Below are 19,137 nucleotides of genomic sequence, written 5' to 3' on the forward strand. Positions count from 1 at the left end.
CTTCTTCAAGCCTCGAAGACGATGGGCAGAAGATGCATCGGTCACCCACTCTATCATGCACCATATCTTTCGTTTCCGGCTTTCGTGAATGACGTCAGGGCAGAGTCTTTGTACCTTGGCTAAATCCTTGCATGACATGCCTACCCGGTTAGCAGAAGCAAGCAAGCTTGGCTGGCACCAAGGCTGGTCGCGCATACATATCTCTCTTCGCGTTCTTGGAGAAGCTCCTGCCTGATGCAATGCCTCCTTTCATTTTCCAGCATAACAAGTTTCTCAAATACGCATGAGGGCCATAGCATCCTGGGTTGGAGAAAAGCACGAGATTGGACTCCGCGCTGGCTCCCCAAATTGATCAATTACACAATATTACTTGTAGGAAATGGATACACAATACATGTAATCTTGCCTGGCTGATCATTCTTACTCAGAAGACATGATTTTCGCTCGAAGAAAAACTGGTTGTGTTGCAAGAAATGGCAGTAATGAGGTACACTCAACAGGATCCTACTGAGTGAGAGGCATTTCTTTATGCACCATGGTTCGTTGTTCAAGTGGCGACATTTTTAAGCCGATATCATTCTGTTATGTGTTCGTTGGTATTTGCGCTATTCGTTGAGCTATCGAGACGTAGAAGAAATGATGATGGAACGAGGACGCCCTATCGATCACACCACGATCTATCGCTGGGTGCAACGCTACGCCCCAGTGCTGAACAAGCGTTGTCGACCACACCTCAAGCCCTCCAATGACTCCTGGCGCATCGATGAAACCTACGTCAAAATCAAAGGTAGGTGGATGCATCTCTATCGGGCCGTAGATTCCGCGGGAAATACTTTGGAGTTTCGTCTGAGTCCTACCCGTGATGCACAGGCTGCCCAGAACTTCTTCAAGCAGGCGCTCCGAGCTCTTCGTACCACACCGCCTCGCGTCATTTCTGTTGACAAGAAAGCAGGCCATGTTCTCAGAGCGGCAACACGCTTGTTATTTTAAGCGAACCAGCGGAATTTACAAATTGGTTGGCCTGTTTTCTGGCTTGTCAAGCCGTTCTTGTTGCGTGAACGTGCGTAATGAGGCGTCGGCAGGGGCATTCTTGCCCTCGACAGCACGCATGCCTGCGAACACGCGGTATCCCCGACGCGCCAGGGTTTCCACGATCAAACGGCCAAAGCCACTGGTGCTCCCAGTGACAAGGATGGTTTGCTCCATGTTTCCAGACCCTTTTTTTATACTCTCGGCACAATGGCCACCGGACGGATCGGCGAGCCGGTCGCGCCTTGTATTTTCAGCGGGAGACAGACAAACAGAAATTCGTACACCTGGTCTCTGGCCAGGTCTTCGAGAAAGAGATTTTCCATGATATAAATGCCGTGACGGACGAGCAGGATGACGTGCCCAGGCAAGGACATGCCCCACTCGGGATCAATGCGACCGTCCGTATCCCAGCTCAGATGATCCGCGCCAACGGCTCGGACCTGTTGATCCGCGAACCATTGCGAGGCATCGGCACGCACGCCACCGCTGCTCAGATAGTCAGATGGATTGTGCCATCGGGCTCCGTTTTCCGTGCGGATAAGAGCGACATCTCCCTCATGAAGCGTCACCTGTTGATGCAGGCAAACGGCTTCTACCTCCTGACGAGTGACGGGTTGATCTGCGCTGATCCACTCGACCCCGCGATACCCTGCAACATCAAGCAACACCCCCCGACAGAAGATGGGTGCGATGGTCTCCGCGCCCATCCTGGTAAATCCGGTCGGGGTTTGGATACGGTAGGTCACCTTTTCCCCGCCATGTAGGCAGAGGTTCTCGGCGACATGGCTGAGCGCGTCGATATGGGTCCCCGCGTGATCCGTGGTCGCTAGGAAGCCGGATGCAGCCGTGCGAGGGTCCCCGGTTCCCTCTTCATGGCGACGATGTAAGGTATAGGTAAATCCCGGCACCAGCAGAGGAAGAAGTGGAGCCTCAGAGGAGCGTGGTTGCTCCAAATCATATATCTGTGTGCGAGTAAAGAAATCAAAAAAAGGTTCATTGTCCATAGAATCCCCACCTTCTATCGAACGCTCGGTTGTGCTGGCTACTTGGGACATCTGTTCGGGAAATCAGCCTGTTATGGACAATGAAATGAGCTTTCTTGCCAAACACGTGAGATGCGTGTACAATCAACACTGCCCATTCTGTGTATGCACTCCAACCATATGCCATTTTTACAAAGAAGAGGTTCTATTTGCGTGGTGGGTATTTTCCTCGGTCAAGCGATGCATGTCTTTCCACTTCCAAACATTTCTTGAATGCGTTCTCTGTTGGGTCAAACCATCGGCAACCTCCCTTGTGCCCGGTACGCTTGCCGATCTGACCAAAGGGAAATTGGAACTGCTGGCGGAAAATGCGCTCTTACGGCAGCAACTGATCATTCTCCGTCGACAGGTCAAGCGACCGACCTACCGGAAGACGGACCGGCTTCTCCTGGTGCTTCTTGCCAGGATGGCCCGGACCTGGAAACAGGCACTCTTCCTGGTCCAGCCAGAGACGCTCCTGCGCTGGCATCGTGAACTCTTCCGTCTGTTCTGGAAGCGCAAAACGAAGGCATGCGCGAGAAAGTCGAAGCTCTCACCTGAGACGATCTGCTTGATCAAGGAAATGGCAGCGAAGAATCGACTTTGGGGAGCGGAGCGTATTCGGGGAGAACTGCTCAAGTTGGATATTCGCGTGAGCAAACGAAGCATCCAGAAATATATGAGGCCCATTCGCCGGAGACGACCGAATGGGCAGAGTTGGAAAACGTTCCTGCGCAACCATGCGGCAGAAATATGGGCATGCGATTTCCTGCAGGTCCCTGACCTCTTCTTCCGCCCGCTTTTTGCGTTCTTCATCATCGAGTTGCAATCGCGAAAGGTCATTCATGTCAATGTGACGCGCTCTCCCAGCGATCCCTGGGTAGCGCAACAGTTGCGAGAAGCGACTCCCTATGGACACGCGCCAAATTATCTGATCCGGGATAATGATCGCAAATTCGGGCCGGAATTCGCGCGAGTAGCAACCACGAGCTGCATCAACGTCCTTCGAACGCCGTACCGGACCCCACAAGCGAATGCCATCTGTGAACGCTTTCTGGGAAGTGTGAGACGAGAATGCCTGGATCACTTCCTGATCTTCCAGGAAAAGCAGCTGTACCACCTTCTCAAAGCGTATGTCGTGTACTTCAACCAGGCTCGACCGCATCAAGGGTTGGGACAGCGAATTCCCGATCCATCGATTCCGTCTACTCCTCTCCCGAACTCATCGAACCAGGTGAGCGCCATTCCTGTGTTGGGTGGCTTACACCACAACTACCGCAGAGCAGCATAAACACTGGCAAGCATATACCCCCAAAAGTATGTGTAGCCTGTAAAATATCGAATGTGGCATCTGAACATTCTTTGCCCGTTTTCCCTCATCGGACAAAAGAACAGGTTATTTCTCTGCTTCATTACCGAGATCGGTGCTTCTCTGCTCATGAAGCAAAGGCCTCACCTTGCTTGGCAGTGCGTCTCTTTGTGAAAGCAATGTGGAAGACGAGAGCGTATCCTGGACCATTTATCCGATCTTATGAACAGATATTCCAAGTAGCCAACACACTATTATGCGTCAGGCATATGGCTACCGTAACCTTGGAAATCTGCGTCTTCGTATCCTGATCGTAGATGCTGTATGAGGCACAATTATCTCATCCTTCCCCCGGAAGGACGGAGAACCTCTTCTACTGGTAGTGGTCCTGGTTGAGCAAGATGTTGTATTCCTTTCCCTTCAATAATTGCATGTGTGATTACTATCCGTTACAAAGTTTCCTTGCAAGAAATATCGTTTATTTCTCTGTATCTCCGCAGATGCCGATTGATCGTATCCACCCAGTCCCACAGAAGCAACGACGGACACAATCAATCGGTCCCCGCGGCTTCAAAAGCTTTCGTGTTCTCTATTTAAGATGCTGCAACCAGTCCGCGATGGCCTGTCCAATCTCGTCAGGAGAATCCTCGTGGAGATTATGCAGCCCTTTCACGATCACCGTGCTCTGTGCGGGCCAGGCGCTGCAAAATGCGTGCTGCTTCGGCACTACCCTGCCTGGATCTCCCTGAATATAGAATTTGGGGACGAGACTGCTGGCAAGCCATTCTCCGTAGGCCGTGACGATCTCGATCACATCGGCTGGTTCTCCATCAATCGGAAGCTGACGTGCCCAAGAGAGCGTGGGACGGCGCCCTTCGCCAGGATCTGCAAACGGTCGGCGGTATTCGTTCATCTCTTCCTCCGAAAGGCGGCGCAGAATACCAGCTGGCATGTTGAACTCGATGAACGAATTTTGTTCCAGCGCCATCTGTTCGCCGGCTGACGAGCGCAACTTCTGGAAGACCTTGCGTGCTGTTTCTGAAGACTCGGCAGAGGAGAACGGCATGGCAATCGCTTCCATATAGACGATGCCGCGCACCGCCTCCGGGTGGCGGCGTGTCCAATCGAAAGCCAAGGCCGATCCCCAGTCATGCCCAACCAAAGTGACTCGTTCACGGACATCCAACGCTTCAAGCAGCGCGTCGAGATAGCGGCGATGCTCAACGAAGGTATAGGAGCCGGGTCCGCTCTCCGGGAGCTTCTGTGAATCGCCCATGCCAATGAGATCCGGGGCGATAACGCGCCCTGAACCCTGCACATACGGCAGAATGTTGCGCCAGCTATAAGAAGAGTTGGGATTGCCATGCAAGAAGACAATCGGGTCGCCCTGACCTTCTTCGACATACGCCATCTCTAATCCGAGAATCTGCTGGCGCTTTTTTTGATAGGGAAATGCAGCGCTGATCATAGTTATTGTTCGCTCCTTGTCCTATTCCAGGGCCTATACGGTTGCGCCCCTGGAAATGTATCTATTTGAGTATGCCTGAAGTATAGCTTTTCATCGACGAGCTGACTTCACCACTTCTGGTGATAGCGCGGGTGATTTTCAGAGGTAAGGAGCAGGTGATATCGATGGTTGCCTGTTCGTGAGAAACCCAACAGGGAAAGATCAGACCAGCGAACGAGCAACAGGTTAGAGCAGGTGGAGTTGCTGAGCCAGCGCAATGGCTTCGGCACGACGATTCACGCCCAATTTGCGATAGATACTCCTGACCTGGGTTTTAATGGTATTGGAGGAGACGACCAGGATCTGGGCAATTTCGTCGTAGGTGTTCCCGGCGCAGAGATAATGCAGCACACGTTGTTCTTGTGGACTCAAAGATCCTGCCTGGAGCAAGGATTCTTCGGTACCTGGGACACGGTGTTTGGATGCAAAGGCGTGTAAGAGGGTGCGCACATACGTTGCTAATGCGAGATCCTGGAGCTGGGGGACGACCGCTTTGAGCAGTGTTTCCATGGGCTGACCTTCGTCAAGAAAGAGGCGCTGGTATCCTTCACTCCTGGTTTGGGTGAGCACGTGCAGCACAATTTTTCTGGCCTCCGCCTGTTGATCGGCTGCGGCATACGCGAGGGCTTCAAGCAGCTGCAGCTCGAAGAGCGAGCGCCGACGCTCCTGCATGTCTGTTTTCCAGGATGCCAGGAAAGAGAGTGCTTGCCTGCTTTCCGCCCTGGCAATGGAGAGACGAGCCTGGAGAAATGCTTCTTCTTCGCGGCGGATGTGATACTGGGCGGGATCTTCTGAGACACGATGTGACCACACCTGGGCGCTGGCCAGATCACCTGTGGCCAGCGCGATGCGCGTCTGATGAGCCTGGATCTCACGCAGAAACTGCGGGGAGTGTGCTTGAGCGGCCAATCGACCCAGGAGTTCCTGTGCCTGGAGCGTCTGTCCGCGTGCCTGGAGGATGCGGGCGAGCAGCAGTGGCCCATAGGTTAAGAAGTGCAGCTCTTCTGTCTGAGCAGCATTGAGAAGGTGAGCTTGGGAGAGCAACTGCTCAGCAGTGTCTAGTTCGTTGCGCTCGTAGGCCAGTTGCGCCAGACCATGCAAAGCTTGGCGGATAAAAAACGTTTCCCGATCTCCGCTCACTGTGGTGAGTTGGAATTGAGCCAGTTCCCCGGTTTCCTGCTCTGTGGCTCTCAACACCTGTTGATACCACTGGGAAGCCTGGGACAAATTGCCTTGACCTTCCTCGATTTCGCCCAGAATCCATAGAACAGCGTACTGCCCCGGCAGCGACTGATCAGCCTCATAAGCCACGCGTGCTTCCAGGGCTTTCAGTCGGGCATTTTCCAGGCGTCCAGCAAGCAATTCTTCAACGGCGAGCAGTGAGAGGCTACTGCCGCGCCAATGCTGCTCCCCCTCCGGCTGAAGGCGCAAGGTCTCATGAGCGAGCGCGAAAGCGGTGGGCAGTTCGTGTTGAAAGAAGGTAAAAGTGGCACGGAGTGAGAGAACCTGGGCTAGTTTGCTTTCATCCTTCTGGGTGCGAAAGCTCCGTTCGGCCATCGCCAGAGGCTGTTCAATACGTATTCTCGTCGCAGGATCGCGCCGCTGCGATGTGAACATAAGGGATTCGGCATAGGCAAAGCTGAGCAACGGGTGGGCGCTGAGCGGGGCTTCTGGGAAACGTTCGAGCCAGCGGCGTAGCCCGGCGTAGTCTTTGCGAAAATGTTGGGGAGCCAGCATCCGCTCAAGCAGTGCTGCCACCTGCTCAAAGTTTCTGGCCTGAAACGCCGCTTCAATGGCATCAGGCAAATTGTCGTGTTCTGCATACCAGTGGCTTGCTCGAACATAGAGGCGCTGCACTCCGGCCTCACCCAGGCGCCGCCTGGCCTCACGCTGGATGGCCGTGGCCCACAACGGGTGATAGCGATACCATTCGCTATCCAGCGGTTGCAGGAAGAGATTGGCTCGTTCCACCTGGTCAAGCAGAAGGGCGCTATCGTTGCGGCCTGTGACAGTATCACAGAGCGAGGCACTCAAACGGCTGAGGACGCTCGTTTGCAACAAGAAATCCTGGAGAGAAGGGGTTGGCGCGAGAGAATCTCTTCCTGCACATACTCATGCAAAAAACGATCGCTCTCACTCAACGCTTGAAGAAAAGCAGAAGGGTCATCATGCTTTTGGAGAGAGAGCGCCGCCAGTTGGAGGCCGGCGATCCAGCCTTTGGTACGGTCTTCGAGTATCTGCACATCATCTTTCGAGAGGTGCAATCCCATCCCCTGGATCAGAAATGCGTGTGTTTCAGCCTGGCTAAAACGAAGCTCTGTGCCGCGAAGCTCGACAAGTTGTCCACGCACGCGCCAGCGTGCAAGAGCAAGCGGAGGATCTTCACGACTGGCAATCATCAGATGCACAGAGGAAGGCAGATGCTCGAGCAGAAAAAGCAGGCTTTCGTGAAGAGCCTGCTCCTGGATAACGTGATAATCATCCAGAATGAGCACCATTTCTTCCGCGAGCAGCATCAGCTCACTGATGAGCGTCACCAGGATCGTACGAAGGGTTGGGGAGTGACGTGCCTGGAGCAGGCTGAGAGCAGCTTCGCCAATCCCTGATTGGCAGGCAGGGCATTGTCTCAAGGCCTCAATAAATGTCATCCAGAAGCGGGCAGGATCGTTATCCTGCTCATCGAGAGAGAGCCAAGCAACCTGCCGAGGATGGCGCGCAGTCCAGACGGAGAGCAGGGTGGTCTTCCCCCAACCAGCGGAGGCAGAGAGCAGCGCCAGAGGATGCACGAGCGCGGTATCCAGCAGATCGAGTAAACGCGGGCGCTCGACCAGCGAGACAGGCAAGCCAGGGCGCTGAAACTTGGGGCGTTGTACAGTTCCTCTCAAGAGAGAGGAACTTGGAGCATCTTTCTCCAGGGCTTGCCGTGCTGTTGTAACCCCCTGCTGCCAGACAACATCGAGTGTTCTCACAAACAGCTGTTCTTTGGGGCCTGGGGTGCTGATAGTGCTCTCGTATTGTTCTTGAGCAATGCCGTTCAAGACCTGGGCCATTTCCTCCAGGTGAGCAAAAGTGATGGCAACGGCAGGACCAAGATAGCGCTTGACGAGGCGCCCATGCAAGCGTCGATACGCATACCAATAGCTGCTCCCGCGTTGCACCCGCTGCTTCCGGACGGTATAGGACATGCCCGAACGGCTGCGAAAGGAAAAGGAGGAAACGTGCTCAAGCCAATCACTCGTAAGTGTTTGTGTACTGGCCTGATCATTCATGAAGAGGACATAGGTCTGTGCTTGCTCGGACCACCGAAACTGAGCGTGGGCATATCTGGGCATAGAGTGTACTTTCTGCACAACGACAAGAGGCACATCATGTTGCCTAACACATGTGACCCAACAAATATAGCACAGCTTGCTCTGTTAGGCAACAAAGAAAGACAGGCCCGCAGGCTCTTCTTGCGTCCTGGCAGGTCCGCGAGTTCACTGCTGAATGGCCCTACGGATCGGATTACAAAGCGAAGTGCTTAGCGTTGTAAATTTCTCCAGCGGGCCTATTAGGCCTTTATGAAGGAGGAGTATGGGCTAGTGGTCACCATCTGACCTTACTCCTCCTTTGCTAAGTGTGGAGATGCCAAAGATCTGCTCCAGATCGCGACTGTATTTATGCTCCGCCCGCTTGAGCACCTTCAGGTAGCGTCCCGTCGTCGCCAGACTTTCGTGGTCAAGAAAATCCTGGATCTCGCTCGCGCTGATTCCCAGCTGGTCCAGGGTTTTGGCCGCAGTATGGCGCGTGACATGGGCCTTACTGGTTCCCAGGCGTCGCGCACAGATTTGCTCGATCGCCTGCACCGAGAGAGCCTGGCCTCTGCTCTGATTGCGCGAAAGCGAGATCCACACTGGTGCGTTGCCCTGCGTTGTCCATCTAGGACCATAGACCTGCTCTAGGTAGGACGAGAGGGCCGCGCTGGTTTCTTCCCCAAGTTGTCGGGCATTCGTTTTGCCGCCCTTGGTTCGTGGGAACATCACCTGCAGCGACGTACCGCCGGCACGAGTGAGATGACCCACGCGCATCTCACCGAGGGCTCCAACACGCTGGCCAGTGTGGAGCGCCAGACTCAGGAGGGCATAATCGCGCATACCCCCAAGCGATGTCCGGTCAATGGTTGCCAAAAGTTTACGCATCTCCAGGGGGTCGATAGCCTGGGCGCCAGCATACTGGTAGACCTTGCGCCGCTCCAGCAATTCGATGGGATTGTCGCCCTGGTAGAGTTGCTGGCGACGAGCATAGACAAAGAGACTGCTCAGGATAGCCAGGCGCTGGTTATACGTATTGTTGGAAGGTGCGCCGGCGTGTGGCGAGGTGGCTGCGCGTTCCCCGGCCCAGCGCTGGACAATGAGGAGCCAGTGCGCGCGGGTCGCGCGATCCGAAAGGTCCATGAAGAGGTCATAGCCCTGGGCGCGCAGTGCAGCGCGGCAGGAGAGCGCGGTGTTGTGATAGGCTACATGGGTTTTCACGCTGTGTGATTTGCCCGTCTTGGCATCCAGCCAGGCGACCAGGATCCCATCGTCTGGCAGATGCACCAGGTGCGAACAGGTGGGGACGATGCAGCGAAAGACCTGTTCCCTCGTGAGGGCCTGGCTTTGTAGGATGGGGAGGCCATTGGTGCCAGGGATGTCGTTCTGGTGATACTGATGTGTCTCTGAGGTGTGATGGTGCATACGCTGGATCCCTTCCTATATATATAAGGGTGGTAGGTGAGGGGTGGAAGATGGGTTGGTGCTGTCTCCCTGACCTCTGGATCCCCTCTGCTCTGTCTGTTCCCGATCGTCGCGTGACCTGGTTGAGGAGGTTCAATCTTGGCTCCTCTATACCCCAACTAATGACCCTTAGTTCAGGTATTCTCTCCAGTATACCCGCTTTCTCTCGGAAAAGGAAGCCCTCTGGTATACCTCTTCCTTCAATGCAACTGAAAGGTGTCAGAGGGATGAGGGACCTGAGGCGCCTCTCACTTTGGCCTCTGCTTGCTGTGAATGTCTGTTTTGCAGCTGGCGTGTGACTTGGTTGCCAAGATCCCGACAGCATTCTCGGCTTTCTTCTCAAAACTGTGCCTGGCATTAACATAGCTTGCTTGCCCGTGTTATACTTGCCCATATCTCTACGAAAGGGCAAATAGACATGCACGATATTTCAAAAACCCAATCTGGGCAACCTCGGACTTCTTCTAGAGCAGATCAACAAAACCGTGCCAAACTTCCTCAGCGAGCTGCAAAAGTACGTTAATACCATAGAAACATCTCTGTATTGTCAGAGATGGATACCGCTACCTTGCGACCGATGGCACAGAGTGTGAGAGACAGCGCAGAGCATGTAGATCTAGAGCTGCTCATGATTGAGGATGATCTCAAGAGGCAAAGAGCGCAGAGAACCTCTGGGAGTTCAGCAAAAGAAGAATAAACGAGCAAAAAAAGGGCTGAATGGCAATCTTGGGTTGACAGGAGGCGTAGACTGAGGTGGTACAGTTGTCCTTTTGAAGGAGGAGCAAGGACATGGCTCGCCGAAATCCGCGTCCCCAAGCAACGCACGAGAAAACGCTGACCCCGCTCAACGAGTGTTGTGAGGACTGTGGCCACCCGTTATGGGTAGCCAATCACAGTCATCGCACCGTCATGATGTTGTCCGGCCTCTGGAAATTAACGTTGGTCGTTCGTCACTGTATCGAACCAACCTGTCCACGCTTTCATCAGCGCTATCGGCCAGAAGAAGAAGGACATTGGGCCTTACCGCATGGGGAATTTGGTCTGGAGGTCATCGCCTTGATCGGTCAGTGGCGCTTTCGAGAACATCGCTCTGTCCCGGAAATCCACCAGGCGCTCCAGGCACGCGGAATGAGTATCGCTCAGCGCAGCGTGACCTATTTGATGCATCGCTATGAAGAACTGGTCGCTTTGCGTGTCACCGATCAGGAGCGGATCAAAACCCGATTGCAGAAACAAGGGCAGGTGATCCTGGCTCTCGATGGCTTGCAGCCTGATGTCGGGCACGAGGTGCTCTGGGTGGTGCGTGATTGCCTGTCTGAAGAAATCCTCTTGGCGCGCCGTTACTCAGCAGTACCCAAGGGGATATCACCGCACTGCTGCGAGGCGCGTCAAGCGGCTTCTGGAGCCCTTAAAGATCCCGATCAAAGGGATTATCTCGGACGGCGAAGAGACCATTCGCAGCGCGGTAGCGTTTGTCTTCCCAACCATCCCTCATCAGCTCTGTCAGTTTCACTACCTCAAAGATGCCATAGATCCCCTCTATGAAGCCGATCGACATGCCAAAACGCTCTTGAAGAAGAAGCTGCGAGGAGTCCGGCCGATTGAGCGCGCCTTAGAAGCGTATCCCACGCCAGAAAACGAGGCGATCCGGGGCTACTGCCTGGCGGTGCGTGCGTCGTTGACTGACGATGGGCGTTCGCCACTGGAAGCGTCCGGTCTGCGCTTGCATGCCCGCATCAAGCAGATCAACGATTCGATCGAGCGGGTGCAGGAAAAAAAAGATTGCCCCCATCCTTGAAACAACTACACCAGCTCCTTTTGAAAGGTCTCCAAGCGACTGCGCCCCTTTGGTCTCCGTTGCAGCGCGCGTACGAGTTCGTCCATTGGGCAGCTCAGATCTTGGCGAATCACGAGCAGGAGACTGGAGCGCAGGTACGCGAACGCTATCTGAGATACGTTGCTCAGATGCACGAACAGAAAGCAACTCTCGGGCCACTTGCTGAAGCCATGGAACATTTTTGTCACAAGGCCTCCAATTTCGCTGCGGGCTTATTTCAGTGTTATGACATTGAGGGCTTGCCCCGCACCAACAATGAGTTGGAACGGTGCTTTGGTGTGGCACGCGTCCATGAGCGGCGGGCCACCGGCCGACGGGGAGCCATTCCTGGCGTGGTGGTTCGAGGCTCAGTGCGCGTCATGACAGCTGTGGTTCCCAAAGAACAGCTCTTCTCTGCCGAAGAGCTTCGGCCCAGTGATTATCAGCGGTGGCGCGAGCTCCGTCGGCGTTTGCAGCAGTGTGAGGAAACTCGCCGTCAACAATTTCGTTTCCGGAAAAATCCCGGTGCTTATTTGGCCGCACTGGAAGCTCAGCTACTCACCTGAAGATTGCCATTCAGCCGAAAAAAAGCTCGCCACTGCTCTGAACGTGAGGCCGACTCTTCCATTGTCTTGTATGGCTTGTTTCTTTGCCTTTTCTCCATCTCATGCATCCACGTAGGTTGCCCCGCGCGTCCTGATACGGCTTTTATTTTAGAAGACGTGATACACCATCACCCAGGGCTTTCCAATTCTAATAAACAGAACATTGACCAAGGAGGATAAGATCAAGAGCCTGATCAACATGGGCGTTCAAGTAGCGCATCTGGCGAGCAACATTGCGAACGCCAAGGCGATCCATCAGACTCAATACGGCGCTATTGAGCTGAGCAAGCAAACTGGGAACGGATCCTGTACGGGTTTGACAGCGATCTTCCCCCAAAGTGACATCTCGCCGATGATGCAGCCGATTTTCGATGGCCCAGTGGTCTCTGGCGAGTTGGAGCATGCGTTGGGGAGGAGCCTTGCTCATCGAGAGACTGCTGAGCCCATAGACCACTTCGTGGCGAAGCTTTCCCGTTTTCAGGATGCGCGTCGTTCGTTCGAGGCGAAAGACTTGCTCGATGCCTTCCCAGTCCTTGCGAAACCAATCGTTGAGATCAGGGCTAGAGAGAAGCTGGCGATGTTCCAATCGTCCATGTCCTTTGTCCCAGGTCTCTGCCTGCTTCCAGCGCCGCCGATCAGGGAAAGCGTCCTCAAACAAATCAGCAATATCCTCTTGGAGGGTGGGCTGATTGTCCTTGGCAATGAGGAGATAGTCTCCTCTCAAGCGATGGATCTGCGCACAGAGGTCGCGTTGCGTATGCAGAGCGTCGAGGGTCAAAATGCGTCCACTGACCCATGATGGCGCCAACAAGGGCTTGAGGGCACTGATCTCATTTTCCTTCTCCTGCACATTGCAATGCCAAAGCACGATGCCAGTCGCCACTTCATAGCAACTGAGTTGGTGAACCGGATGGACCTCGTTGCTCGTCGCCCGTAGAGCTTTGCCATCAACAGCGACATGAGCGTGATTGGTCTGTAGGCTTGGAATGAGGAGGCGACTGGATTGCTCCCCACATCGAGCCTGAGCTTCCCAACGGATGAAAAATGCCGAAAGAAGCTCGTCGAGATGCTTGCTGTCTACCATCGCCAGGACATTGCAATAGGTCATCTGGCATGGCATTTGCTGGCGACGAAGTCCAAAGCGCTGTGCCAAAGGCACGCCATGATGACGAATCCAATCGGTGGCTCCACTGAGTGTCTGTTGCCCTGCGAGCTTGGCGAGCACAATCAGAGAAAGGACCAGAGCCAATTCGTAGCGTTTTCCTTGTTTGCGTCTCTTGTCTGAGAGGGCTTGCAAGGTGTGGTACAGCGAAGCTGCGGGAACCATTTCTGGGGGATGTTTCGCTCGTGTTGAAAGCGTCAATGTGGTATAGTCCATGCAGAGTTTTCCTTGAGAGATGATTTGGTTTTCGTATTCTACAAGGAAAACTCTTCTTTTTCATCACCCTTTTGAGAATTGGAAAGCCCTGCACCATCACCGCTTATACTTGACAAATTTGATCATATTACTCTACAATAAAGGCATGTATCGGGGCTGGTCGTCCTACTCTTTGCTGGCTTGCGCCAGAATCAACGACCATTCCTTCGGGGTAACAGGTCGCCAATCATCCCCCGAGGACGGTTCTCGGCTAGTCTTAGTTTCCCGCAATCTTCTAGAGTGAATGCGAGGTGATCTATTCGAGAGCTAAGAGGTTCTATGCTGCTCCGTCATCATACAATCTAAGGATGAGCTGCCCGCTGCTGCATCTGCGCGCTCATTTGCTGCTGCATCTGCGCAAGGGTATCGACCACAGGCGTCGTCAAGCGTCACGCAGCAATCGCTGCTGTGACACCAGAGAAAAGGGGGTATCAACAAAAACACCTAAAAAATTGAATAGAGCTTGAAGATCAACCAGCTTGATATCAGTAAATAGCAGGCAATGAGGCATGTTCCCACTATACAGGTAATGTAGCCTGTCCTCCATGAAGAGAACCTCCCAACGAAGGGGAATAACGTGAACCGCTCACGTAAGATCGGACCGCTCCTCGCTGGGTCGGCCGCTATCATCCTGCTCGTCAGGCGATGGAATCGCCTCGACTCCATCCAGTCGCAGTTCGCCACTCGGTTGGTGGAGACCCAGGCTCAGCTTGACACGATGCGCCAGGACTTCCAGGTTCTGCTGGACGCACGTAAGCGCTCCACGCAGCGCCTGATCATTTTCGTCAACGCGATTGGGCTCCTGTCCTTCGCAGTGGCTGTCATGTTCCTGATCGCATTGCTGTGCGGAGTGGGCGCTTCGGCGACCACCCCCACTGGCCTCGCTGGCTTCGTACAAAGGTATGCCAGCCTGGCACCAGCGTGCATCGACGTAGGCGGTGTGCTGCTGATCGCCCGGATGATGCGTTCTGGAGAGCAGCGTAGCCAGCTGTCTGGTAATAAAGGTGATTGGGCACCTCGCACGCTCGCAACCGTCGTTTTGTATATCGTCGGCACGCTGCTCGCTTACCAGAGCGGCAAGCTGGTCAGCGCGTGGTATCTCCCATCTTACCACGCGACCACCTCGGCGACGATTAATGCCGATAACGTGGTGCAGGCCGGTGTAAGCTGGCTCTTCTTCGTCATCCAGATGAAGCTAGTGCTTGATCCGCCGCGCTGGCTGCGGCTTCGTCGCAATATGGAGGCTCGCCAGAATCTGGCTGCTCACAGCTGGCTGAACAGCATCGCGTACCTTGCGGGGATTGTGCCCTTGCTGGTCTGTGTCGGTGTCTTCATCATCCCGATCTTCCTGGGAGTCGGAGCATCTGGCACGCCGAAGGGCTTCGCAGCCTTTGTCCAGCATCAGGCAACCTTCGGGCCTGCTCTTTTCGGAGCCGGTTGCACGTTGGCCATTGCACTTATGGGGCGTTACGCCGACAACAACCGAGGCAATGTGCAGGATCTACGTTCACCCGAGGAAGCGGCGCGAAGCTGGGCGAAGCGGCTGCTGGTGACATACGCCATCAACCCCGTAGGGGTGTTGAGCTCGTACACATCAGCCAAGCTGGTGAGCAGGTTGTACCAACAGACGTATCACCACGCCGCCGTGCTTGCGGTGATCAACGTGGACAACCTGTGGCAGGCCACATATGGGTGGCTCTTCTATCTGCCCATCCCGCTCATCCAGGTGGTGTTTCCCACCTGGAATGCCAAACGCCGAACGAAGAAGATGATCTGACCTTCAGGCCCAATCTGTCAGGCTCTCCAGGTGTCGATGATTGACACTCGGGGAGCCTGAACTCAGTTTCAGGAGAGTATAGATGGGAACGCTTATCCTACCTTCCTCTGAATCACCAGCTTCCCTCTTTTCGGATCAATTTCGCTCTGGCGATACGCCTCGTTTATGCCTTGTGCAGAAAAAGGGAAAACACCGTTCACATGGACCTGCAACTTCTGTTCCTGGACGCCACGGACGATGGCCGCCAGATCGTCGCGCAGATCGTCGCGGTTGGGTTCGATGTGAACACATTGGGCGTCGATGCCACGAACCTTCGGATGCTCATCAATCGCCAGAGCAACCAGAGAAATGAACTTGCCGCCATCCTTCAAAACCGTGTAGCTTTTTCGTCCCGTCTCTCCAAGTTTCAGGTCCACCACCGCAGCAGTTCTATTATTGACCATATCCAGTACGATATCGACTGCCGTGCTTATGGCTTTGGTAAAATCGGTGATGCTGTAATCAATGACCTCGTCAGCACCCAACCGCCGCACAAAATCGTCATTGTGCGTGCGAGCGGTGGCGATGACGTAGGCACCTCGCTGTTTCGCAAGTTGCACGGCAATATGTCCGACTCCCCCGGCGGCAGCATGAATCAGAATGCGTTGTCCCGGCTGCAACTGGGTATAGTGAAACAGTGCCTGCCAGGCGGGCAGCGCAACCGCTGGGAGTGCGCCTGCTTGCTGAAACGAAAGCGTCGGAGGAATGAGCGCAAGAGCATTCTCTTCTACGACCACATATTCCGCATAGGCACCGCCGACAGCAGGTGTCAGTCCCATGACGCGGTCACCTGGCTTCACAGACGTTACCTTCTCTCCAACTTCTTTTACCACCCCCGCCACATCCGTACCCAGCACATATGGGAACTGGATCGGCATTATGTGTTGTGCTGCCCCTGAGCGCAAAACATAATCGCCTGGATTGATGGACGTCGCGTACATTTCCACGAGAACTTGCGTTTCTTTTCGCTCTGGTTCAGCTATGTCTTGTTCTCGTAAAACCTCGTGGACTCCGTAGTGCGGCAGAACAATGGCCTTCATGAGCAATTTCTCCTTTGTTATTGCAAGAGAGCTTGTATTCGTGGTGTCAGAACCTCTCTTAGACATCTGTTGATTTATCAACGTTTGTTCCATATAATCTTATGAGAGCTACGCACTTCATTCAATAGAGAAATTTGCCAAAATTGTTCATTATGCAACAAAATCGATTCAATTGTTTATTATCGCGGAAAAGATGTGTGAAATAGCCCAAAGGAAGAAATCAATGGATAGACGAGTACGCAGAACACGGCAGGCCATTCTCGAGGCTTTTGTTGGGCTATTGGCAGAGAAAGACTTTGAGCACATTACGATGAACGAAATCGCGGATCGAGCCAATGTCAACCGGGGCACTGTCTACTTGCATTACATAGATAAATTCGATCTGTTGGATCAGTGCATAGATACCCACCTGGCTCAACTGTTGGGAGATTGTCTACCAGGCGGCGCGACTCATCATCCTACGAAAGCTGCGATCCAGCACATATTTGAATATCTGGAGCAGCATGCCTTCTTGTATAAGACGCTCCTGGTCAACAAAGGCATCCCTGCTTTCAGAAATCGCTTGATGGATGTGATGCTGCGTATCCTCAGAGAATATATTGATGAAAGTGGCATCGATCGGACTATGAACAAGGAGGTGAGCGCGCAATTTCTGGCTTCGGCGGTCATTGGTGTGCTGGAATGGTGGATCACCCAATCGATGCCCTATTCCACGACGGATACGGTAGAACAAATATGGTCGCTGCTGGAAGGCATGCGGGTAGTGCCTGCTCCATCTCACTAAAGAAGACTGGAAACGTGCTTTTTTCCTCTGCTCTGATGGACTGAGAGAGATCGAGTGACTCATGTCGTCATGAGCAACACTCCAGTACGCGCGTAGAATAGTTCCGTCGTGACTAGCGAATCCTGACAGAGGCCAGGATTTTCTCGCGAGCGGGTTTGTGAGGGAATGACAGCCTCACGGGATGGACTACCGGCAGATGAACCCTGCGCTCCCCATCCTCTACTCCCTCCGACCCGAAGGCATCAGGAGCTGCTTTTCTGATGATGTTATAGGACCCGTTGCAATCGGCGTGAATGAGTTGGCCATTGGATGCCCGATAGAGCCTCCGTGTGATCCGTTTGCCGCTGAAAACAGGCGCATGCTCCTGGCTTTGCTGGTAGATCGGCAAAGGATCGCGATCCAGGAAACTGGCCTTGCTGGTGTAGCTTTCTTCGGTGAGGATCACCTGGATGCCTTTTTGCTCAGCTTTGTAGGTGAGCATCTGGATGAACTGGGCATGAGGCACCTGAACAAAGTTCTGATTTGTCCGTTTCCCCAGGTTGATCTCCTGTTTCCAGCCCACGTTGCGACCAATCACGAGCGTTCCGATCCCCTCAGCCACCAGCACATCAATCACAAAACGCGAGATGGTGTGCAGATCATGCTCAATCCGCCGATTGCGCCAGAGAGTCAAGCGCTCCATGCGCCGGGTGTTTCCAGGACGACCAAGAGCTTGTTGGAGTTCTGCTCGCCGCTTGTTGTAGAACTGATTCGTACTTTTCAGACCGCGCCCGTTAACGACGACCGGGACAAAACCCGGTTTATTTGAAGTTAGTGCGATCAGATTTTCCAGACCAGGATCGATGCCAGCGATGAGCGCGGGATCGACGGCGGAGCGGCTCGGCTCCTGTTCATAAATGATCTCAACGACGACAAAACCGTGTTTGGGAACCACACGGACCTGAGTGATCGCCTTGGGATCTTGTTGGGTTTTGATCTGGATGCCCAGTCCCGAAGGCTGAATGAGGTGTCGTCCAAGGGTCCGTTTGCTGCGGCTTACGGCCTGCATCGTGTAGATGAGTACGTTGCGGCCTGTCGTTTTGTGCTTGTATTTGGGGAATTGGGGGCGTCGGCGAAATTTTGAGGGATCGCGCTTGTAGGCATCGAGCGCTTCAAAGAAGGATTTCCAGTTGCGTTCGAGCAGCAGCAATACCTGTTGGGCCACTTTCGCAGGCAGTGCTTTGTACGCTTCATGCGACTGCATCCGCCGATCCATTTCATTGTAGTTGAGGTGTTTTCCCTCAAAGATGAAGGCCTGACGGATCTCATACAGCGCCGTATTGTAGAGATTTTTGGAAGCAAAACAGGCCGCGTCAAGCGTGGCATAGCGTGGATCACTCCGAAGAATGATGTGCTTTTCAACCAGGTGCACGGTCGGCCTCCAATTCCTGCACAAGACGCTCTGTTTTGCGTTTGGCACGCCGTTGCCCATAGAGCCGGGCGCAGAACGAGTACACGATGCTGGTGAGGTCTGAGAGCAGGTCTTCTGTGCCATTGTCGGCCTGATTGACGACCTCGATCTCACGCCCATAGGTTTGAAGCAGGGTCTCGATGTAACGGAACCCGAAGCGGGTACCCCGGTCCTTGTGTTCAATGACGATACGGCCCACACTTGGATCGGCCAAGAGAGCCAGAAACTTCGGCCGATTGTCATTGACGCCAGAGCCAATTTCCTTGACAACTTTGCCCACTTGATAGCCACGGGCAGCGCAGTAGGCAACCAACCGCTCAGCTTGACTGTCCAGGTTGGTCTTGTTTTCTGCGGAAGACACCCGCGTGTAGACCACGGTTTGAGGCTTCGATGAGGGGACTGACACCCTGATTGGCTCGTCGATGAGAATCGTGTGAGCCCCTACGCGCCGCCCCTGGATTTTCCCGTCCCGGAACCAACGCCAGGCTGTCTCATAGCGGACCCCTTGTTGTTTCGCGTAATCACTGAGTTTCATGCTCAAATCATACTATGCTACTCAATGATTGTCAAGAATTCGCTATACTT

14 protein-coding genes and 2 pseudogenes are annotated in these 19,137 nt (G+C 54.0%); 5 read left to right on the top strand and 11 right to left on the bottom strand.

The features are described from left to right. Positions 1-195, bottom strand: a 195-nt coding sequence (locus JMJ04_RS46615; RefSeq protein ID WP_236038208.1) for a hypothetical protein, incomplete at its 3' end; no start/stop codon positions are given. A 378-nt stretch (positions 196-573) separates the two neighbouring features. Between JMJ04_RS46615 and JMJ04_RS20620 the strand changes: the two are divergent. Continuing rightward, positions 574-945 (top strand): annotated as a pseudogene (locus JMJ04_RS20620) (IS6 family transposase); the annotation flags it as partial. Between the two features lie 60 nt (positions 946-1,005). Here the strand turns inward: JMJ04_RS20620 and JMJ04_RS20625 are convergent. After that, entirely contained in the window at positions 1,006-1,206 is a 201-nt protein-coding gene (locus JMJ04_RS20625) for a Rossmann-fold NAD(P)-binding domain-containing protein (protein WP_201372402.1), read from the bottom strand. A gap of 17 nt (positions 1,207-1,223) precedes the next feature. Next, a complete protein-coding gene (locus JMJ04_RS20630) occupies positions 1,224-2,036 on the bottom strand; it encodes a cyclase family protein (RefSeq protein ID WP_201372403.1) in 813 nt (270 codons plus the stop codon). 292 nt (positions 2,037-2,328) lie between these two features. Between JMJ04_RS20630 and JMJ04_RS20635 the strand changes: the two genes are divergently transcribed. Beyond that, positions 2,329-3,345: an integrase core domain-containing protein gene (locus JMJ04_RS20635; RefSeq protein WP_236038210.1), complete on the top strand. Its 1,017-nt coding sequence runs from the start codon at positions 2,329-2,331 to the stop codon at positions 3,343-3,345. A 607-nt stretch (positions 3,346-3,952) separates the two neighbouring features. On the opposite strand, the gene JMJ04_RS20640 is transcribed toward JMJ04_RS20635, so the two are convergent. The 4 genes from JMJ04_RS20640 to JMJ04_RS20655 form a co-directional block, all read right to left on the bottom strand. Beyond that, positions 3,953-4,831 carry a haloalkane dehalogenase gene (locus tag JMJ04_RS20640; RefSeq protein ID WP_201372405.1) on the bottom strand — a complete coding sequence of 293 codons (879 nt, stop codon included), beginning with the start codon at positions 4,829-4,831 and terminating at the stop codon, positions 3,953-3,955. A gap of 225 nt (positions 4,832-5,056) precedes the next feature. After that, positions 5,057-6,928 (bottom strand): winged helix-turn-helix domain-containing protein, encoded by a 1,872-nt coding sequence (locus JMJ04_RS20645; RefSeq protein WP_201372406.1) that lies wholly within the window; start codon positions 6,926-6,928, stop codon positions 5,057-5,059. Beyond that, positions 6,901-8,202, bottom strand: a complete 1,302-nt coding sequence (locus tag JMJ04_RS20650; RefSeq protein ID WP_201372407.1) for an AAA family ATPase — start codon at positions 8,200-8,202, stop codon at positions 6,901-6,903. The genes JMJ04_RS20645 and JMJ04_RS20650 overlap by 28 nt, the downstream gene beginning before the upstream one ends. 246 nt (positions 8,203-8,448) lie before the next feature. Then, positions 8,449-9,585: a tyrosine-type recombinase/integrase gene (locus JMJ04_RS20655; RefSeq protein ID WP_201372408.1), complete on the bottom strand. Its 1,137-nt coding sequence runs from the start codon at positions 9,583-9,585 to the stop codon at positions 8,449-8,451. Positions 9,586-10,533: 948 nt separating this feature from the next. Here JMJ04_RS20655 and JMJ04_RS20660 point away from each other — a divergent pair. Continuing rightward, positions 10,534-12,006: pseudogene (locus JMJ04_RS20660) on the top strand (ISNCY family transposase). A gap of 187 nt (positions 12,007-12,193) precedes the next feature. Here the strand turns inward: JMJ04_RS20660 and JMJ04_RS20665 are convergent. Continuing rightward, entirely contained in the window at positions 12,194-13,423 is a 1,230-nt protein-coding gene (locus JMJ04_RS20665) for an ISAs1 family transposase (protein ID WP_201372409.1), read from the bottom strand. A gap of 616 nt (positions 13,424-14,039) precedes the next feature. Between JMJ04_RS20665 and JMJ04_RS20670 the strand changes: the two genes are divergently transcribed. Then, entirely contained in the window at positions 14,040-15,239 is a 1,200-nt protein-coding gene (locus JMJ04_RS20670; RefSeq protein WP_201372410.1) for a hypothetical protein, read from the top strand. A gap of 92 nt (positions 15,240-15,331) precedes the next feature. Here the strand turns inward: JMJ04_RS20670 and JMJ04_RS20675 are convergent, their stop codons facing one another. Beyond that, positions 15,332-16,318, bottom strand: a complete 987-nt coding sequence (locus JMJ04_RS20675; RefSeq protein WP_201372411.1) for an NADP-dependent oxidoreductase — start codon at positions 16,316-16,318, stop codon at positions 15,332-15,334. 223 nt (positions 16,319-16,541) lie between these two features. Here JMJ04_RS20675 and JMJ04_RS20680 point away from each other — a divergent pair, with 223 nt between their 5' ends. Continuing rightward, positions 16,542-17,102: a TetR/AcrR family transcriptional regulator gene (locus tag JMJ04_RS20680; protein ID WP_201372412.1), complete on the top strand. Its 561-nt coding sequence runs from the start codon at positions 16,542-16,544 to the stop codon at positions 17,100-17,102. Between the two features lie 112 nt (positions 17,103-17,214). Here JMJ04_RS20680 and JMJ04_RS20685 read toward each other — a convergent pair whose 3' ends face one another. Both JMJ04_RS20685 and JMJ04_RS20690 read right to left on the bottom strand, forming a co-directional pair. Continuing rightward, positions 17,215-18,513 (bottom strand): RNA-guided endonuclease InsQ/TnpB family protein, encoded by a 1,299-nt coding sequence (locus tag JMJ04_RS20685; RefSeq protein ID WP_201369097.1) that lies wholly within the window; start codon positions 18,511-18,513, stop codon positions 17,215-17,217. Next, positions 18,500-19,087, bottom strand: a complete 588-nt coding sequence (locus JMJ04_RS20690) for an IS607 family transposase (protein WP_201369098.1) — start codon at positions 19,085-19,087, stop codon at positions 18,500-18,502. Before JMJ04_RS20690 ends, JMJ04_RS20685 begins: the two co-directional genes overlap by 14 nt. Positions 19,088-19,137: the final 50 nt, after the last annotated feature.

This window comes from Ktedonobacter robiniae (genome assembly GCF_016587375.1).
Taxonomy (GTDB): domain Bacteria; phylum Chloroflexota; class Ktedonobacteria; order Ktedonobacterales; family Ktedonobacteraceae; genus Ktedonobacter; species Ktedonobacter robiniae.